Origin of the sequence: Micromonospora sp. URMC 107, from assembly GCF_051386315.1 — a bacterium.
Lineage (GTDB): Bacteria > Actinomycetota > Actinomycetes > Mycobacteriales > Micromonosporaceae > Micromonospora.
Genome location: NZ_JBPQTK010000222.1, coordinates 1 through 5073, shown reverse-complemented (window position 1 = coordinate 5073; position 5073 = coordinate 1). Strand labels below are relative to the sequence as shown.

The 5073-nt window shown below is 74.6% G+C and carries 5 protein-coding genes; 1 reads left to right on the top strand and 4 read right to left on the bottom strand.

The genetic code is table 11. From position 1 onward, the window contains the following. Positions 1–121: 121 nt before the first annotated feature. The 3 genes from ACSNN9_RS27725 to ACSNN9_RS27715 form a co-directional block, all read right to left on the bottom strand. Complete coding sequence (locus ACSNN9_RS27725; protein ID WP_357878823.1) at positions 122–916, bottom strand: hypothetical protein; 795 nt, start codon at positions 914–916, stop codon at positions 122–124. 148 nt (positions 917–1064) lie between these two features. Beyond that, complete coding sequence (locus ACSNN9_RS27720; protein ID WP_436676243.1) at positions 1065–2171, bottom strand: SPFH domain-containing protein; 1107 nt, start codon at positions 2169–2171, stop codon at positions 1065–1067. 4 nt (positions 2172–2175) lie between these two features. Then, positions 2176–2649 carry an NfeD family protein gene (locus tag ACSNN9_RS27715; RefSeq protein ID WP_436676241.1) on the bottom strand — a complete coding sequence of 158 codons (474 nt, stop codon included), beginning with the start codon at positions 2647–2649 and terminating at the stop codon, positions 2176–2178. A 110-nt stretch (positions 2650–2759) separates the two neighbouring features. Between ACSNN9_RS27715 and ACSNN9_RS27710 the strand changes: the two genes are divergently transcribed. Further along, a complete protein-coding gene (locus ACSNN9_RS27710; protein WP_436676239.1) occupies positions 2760–4076 on the top strand; it encodes a serine hydrolase domain-containing protein in 1317 nt (438 codons plus the stop codon). Positions 4077–4237: 161 nt separating this feature from the next. On the opposite strand, the gene ACSNN9_RS27705 is transcribed toward ACSNN9_RS27710, so the two are convergent. Continuing rightward, a complete protein-coding gene (locus tag ACSNN9_RS27705) occupies positions 4238–5050 on the bottom strand; it encodes a DUF3097 domain-containing protein (RefSeq protein ID WP_357878835.1) in 813 nt (270 codons plus the stop codon). Positions 5051–5073 lie beyond the last annotated feature (23 nt).

The window sequence follows — 5073 nt, the reverse complement described above, 5'->3', positions numbered from 1 at the left end:
GGCGACGCCCGCCCGGTCCGGCGACGCCCGCCCGGTCCGGCGACGCCCGCCCGGTCCGGCGGCGCCCGCCCGGTCCGGCGGCGCCCGCCGGTTCCGGTGGCCGTCGGAGGCGGTGCGACGGTCAGGTGGGCAGCGGGCCGTTCGGGCCGGGAGCGGCCGGGGCGGCGGCGAGGCTCGCGCTCGCGGCGTCGCGGGCGATGTCCCGGGGCACCAGGCGGCCGGAGCGGTAGCCGATGCCCATGCCGGCGACCAGTACGAAGATCGCGCCGAAGGTCTGCAGCGAGCCGATCAGCGCGCCGCCGACGCCCAGCAGCGGGGCGGCGATCATCAGCATGGCGCCGTCGCCGATGCTGAACGTCCCGGAGCGGGCCACCGACCAGCCGGTCAGCAGCCAACCCAGGCTGTAGCAGGTGGCTCCCACCAGCACGAGCGTCCGCGCGGTGGTGCCGAAGACCGGGGTCTGCTCCACCAGCCCCGCGAACGGCAGCATGAGCACCGTGCCGGCGATGGAGACGAGCAGGCCGGCGACGGCCGCGCGGCGGCTGCGGGTCGCCGCCAGCAGCCCGGTCAGCGCCAGCAGGGCGAGCAGCCCGAGCCACACCGCCGCCACCCAGCCCACCAGGTAGAGGGGCCGACCGTCGGCCGGGTACGGGTCGTTGCCCACCCCGCCGTCGCTGCCCATCGCCACGACGGCGTAGAGGATGGCGTACGCGGGGAGCAGCCACACCGCGCCCCGGGCGAGCCGGCGCAGCGACCAGGCCCAGGTGGCGTTCGTGGCCGGCCCGATCGGCGTCGGCTCGACGAAGGGCAGCACGCCGAACCCCCCGCCGGTACGCCGACTCCCGAGCGGCCCGGTGGGATCGTGCGCGCCGGGGACCGGGGCCGAGGACCGTACCCGCTTCGCCGGATCCTTCATGCGTCACCTCGCTCGTCCGACGAGCGGCGCGGGACGCGCCGGGGCGCCCCGTTGCCTGCTCACCGCCCGTCCTAGGACCGATGGTGGCAGGCGACGGAGCGCCCCATGAGTCTTTCTCGCATTCCCGGGCGACCGGCGCCCGGGCCGGTCAGCCGCGTTCGCGCTGGTCGGCCGGGTCGCGGAGCAGGCTCGCCGGGGAGACCGGCTCCGGCGCCGGCAGCCCCTGCGGCTTGCCGCCGGAGACCTGCGCCTCGGCGACGCGTACCTCGTCGTGGATCTGCTGCGCGGCGGCCGCCGCGGCCTGCGCGGCCTCGGCCGCCTCGCGCTCCACCGCGCTCGCGCTGTCGGCCGCCTCCGGCGCCGGCTCGTCGCCGACCATCCGGCTCAGCCCGCCGAGCGCGCCGCCCATGCCCTCCAGCGCCTTGGTCAGCTCGGCCGGCACGATCCAGACCTTGTTCGCGGTGCCGTTGGCGATCTGCGGCAGGGCCTGGAGGTACTGGTAGGCGAGCACCTTCTGGCTCGGGTTCGCCTGGTGGATCGCGTCGAACACGGTCCGGATCGCCTTCGCCTGGCCCTCGGCCTGGAGGATCCGGGCCTGCCGGTCACCGTCGGCCCGCAGCACGGCGGACTGCTTCTCGCCCTCGGCCGTGAGGATCTGCGACTGCTTGTGCCCCTCGGCGGTGAGGATCGCCGCACGACGGTCCCGCTCGGCGCGCATCTGCTTCTCCATCGAGTCCCGGATGCTCGCCGGCGGCTCGATCGCCTTGATCTCGACGCGGGTGACCTTGATGCCCCACCGGCCGGTGGTCTCGTCCAGCACGCCCGACAGGTGGCGGTTGATCTCCTCGCGGCTGGTCAGCGCGCGCTCCAGGTCGAGCGAGCCGATCACGTTGCGCAGCGTGGTGACGGTGAGCTGCTCGATGGCCTGGAGGAAGTTCGAGATCTCGTAGGTCGCCCGGACCGCGTCGACCACCTTGAAGTAGAGGACCGTGTCGATCGAGACGACCAGGTTGTCGGAGGTGATCACCGGCTGGGGCGGGAAGCTGACCACCTGCTCGCGCATGTCGACCTTGGTACGCACCGCGTCGACGAACGGCACCAGGATGTTGAGCCCCGGGTTGAGGGTGCGCTTGTACCTGCCGAGCCGTTCCACCACGTCCTGGCGCTGCTGCGGCACGATCCGCACCGCCTTCGCCAGGGTGATCACCCCGATCAGCGCGATGGCGATCAGTAGGACCGGGATCACAAGTTCCATGTACTCACCTTTTCGCTTCGGGTAGCTCGCCGGAAGGGGAAACGTCGTCCCGCCACACCAGGGCGGTGGCACCCCGCACCTGGATCACCTGCACCCGTTCGCCCGGGGCGAAGTGCTGGCTCGCGTCGTAGGAGCGGGCCTGCCACAGCTCACCGTCGATCTTCACCATGCCCTGCCCGGCGTCGACCCGCTCCAGCACCAGCGCCGTGCTGCCCTCGATCGCCTCCACGCCGAAGGCCTGCTCGCCGCTCTCGAGCGCCGAGCGCCGGTGCCTGCGCAGCGTCGGCCGCACGCCCAGCACCGTCAGCGCCGACACCGCGGCGAAGACGATCGCCTGCACGCCGACGGGCGCGCCGAGCGCCGCGGCTCCCGCGGCGGCGAAGGCGCCGGCCGCGAACATGATCAGAAACAGCGTCGTCGTGAAGATCTCGGCGACCGCCAGAACGACACCCAGCACGATCCACAGCACGGCGTCCACCCCCCGATCGTGACACGTCAAAGCACGTGGAGCCCACCGGCGAAGATCAGTAAGCTCGGCGGCACGCCGGCGGCCCGCCCGACGGTGCCGCAATTCCACGAGGAGAGCCCGTGTCCCTGCTGCCCGAGACCGCCCGCCAGGTCGACGCCCTCGTCGCCGGGGCGCAGTCCGCCGGCCGTACGCCGTCGCTGCTGATCGGCGTGGTGCGCGACGGCGCGCTGACGCACCTCGCCACCGCCGGCGAGCATCCGCGCCCCGACGCCGACCTCCAGTACCGCCTCGGGTCGATCAGCAAGACCATGACCGCCACCCTGGTCATGCAGGAGCGCGACGCCGGCCGGCTGGCCCTGGACGACCCGCTGGAGAAGCACCTGCCCGGCACCGGTGTGGGCACGCTCACCCTGCGGCAGCTGCTCGGCCACGCGAGCGGCCTGCGCCGCGAGCCGGACGGGCAGTGGTGGGAGCGCGCCGAGGGCGCGGACCTCGCCACCCTGCTGGCCGGGGTCGACGCCGGGAAGATCGCCTATCCTCCGCACCGCTCGTACCACTACTCGAACCTGGCGTACGGGCTGCTCGGCGGGGTGCTCGAGCGGATCACCGACACCGGCTGGGCCGAGCTGCTCCGCCAGCGCGTGCTGGAGCCGCTCGGCATGCGCCGCACCACGTACGCGGCGACCGAGCCGTTCGCCCGCGGCTACGTCGTGCACCCCTGGCACGACACGCTGCGGGAGGAGCCGCGTACCGACACCGGGGCGATGGCCCCGGCCGGGCAGCTCTGGTCCACCGCCGAGGACCTGGCCCGGTGGGCGGCCTTCCTGGCCGACCCGGTGCCGGAGGTGCTGGCCGCGGAGACGCTGACCGAGATGTGCGTCCCGGTGGCGATCAGCGACCTCGACTCGTGGACCGGCGGGCACGGCCTGGGGCTGGAGCTCTACCGGCAGGGCGAGCGGGTGTACGTCGGGCACGGCGGCTCGATGCCCGGCTACGTGGCGGCCCTCGCGGTGCACCGCCCGTCGCGCACCGGCGTGGTCGGCTTCGCCAACTCGTACGGCTTCCGCACCGGCGGGATCGGCGGGCTCGCGCTACGGGTCCTCACCACCGTGCTGGAGGCCGAGCCGGCGTTCCCGCAGCCCTGGCGGCCGGCCGCCACTCCCCCGCCCGCCGAGGTCGACGAGGTGACCGGTCGTTGGTGGTGGATGGGGGCGTCGCTCGACGTCACCTGGGACGCGGCCGCGGGTGAGCTGGTCGCGTACGTGCGCGGCGAGCGGGTGAGCGCGTTCGTCCCCGAGGGGCCCGACCGCTGGCGGGGTCGCTCCGGCCCGGAGAACGGCGAGATCCTGTCGGTGCTGCGCGACGAGGCGGGACGGGCCGTGGCGCTCGACGTCGCCACCTTCGTCTTCACCCGCACCCCCGACCAGGAGCCCTGACCAGACCGGTCCGGAGTTGCGGCGGTCCGCGACCCGGACCCGAGGCAGGACGCGCACGGGGCCGTCACCCGACGGGCCGGGGCCGCCGTGCCCGGCGGAGGGATCAGGCCTGACCGCCCGGAGCCGGGCACGGCGGATCGCGGCCCCGGCCGCGACCACGCTCAGGCCGGCTCGGTGACGAAGTCGATCAGGCGTTCCATCGCGTTGATCAGCGGGGTCTCCACGTCGGCGAAGCTGTCGACCCGGGACAGGATGTGCCGCCACATGTCCGCCGGCGTGGCGACCCCGAGCGCCGCGCAGACGCCCTCCTTCCACGGCTGCCCCGGCGGCACCACCGGCCACGCGGGGATGCCCAGCGCCGCCGGCTTCACCGCCTGCCACACGTCGACGTACGGGTGCCCGGTGACCAGCACGTGCGGAGAGGTCACCTTCGCGACGATCCGGCTCTCCTTGGAGCCGGCGACCAGGTGGTCGACGAGCACGCCGAGGCGGCGGCCGGGGCCGGGGGCGAAGTCGCGCACCTCGGCGTCCAGCGCGTCGATGCCGTCCAGCGGCTCCACCACCACGCCCTCGACGCGCAGGTCGTCGCCCCAGATCCGCTCGACCAGGGCGGCGTCGTGGATGCCCTCCACCCAGATCCGGCTGGCCTTGGCGACCTGGGCGCGTACGCCGTCGACGGCGATCGAGCCGGAGGCGGTGCGCCGCCGGGCGGCCGGTGCCGGGGCGCGGGTCGGGCGGCGCAGCGTCACCGGCCGCCCGTCGAGCAGGAACGCGGCCGGCAGCAGCGGGAAGTTGCGCCGGCGTCCGTGCCGGTCCTCCAGCACCACCGCGCCGGCCTCGAAGCCGACCACCGCGCCGCAGAAGCCGGAGTCGGCGTCCTCGACCACGAGGTCCGGCTCGGCGTCCACCTCCGGCGTGACCTTCCGCCGCCGCCAGTCCCCGGCCAGCACATCGTTCCCATACCGCCGCCCCATGCCGATCAAGCTAACCCCCCACC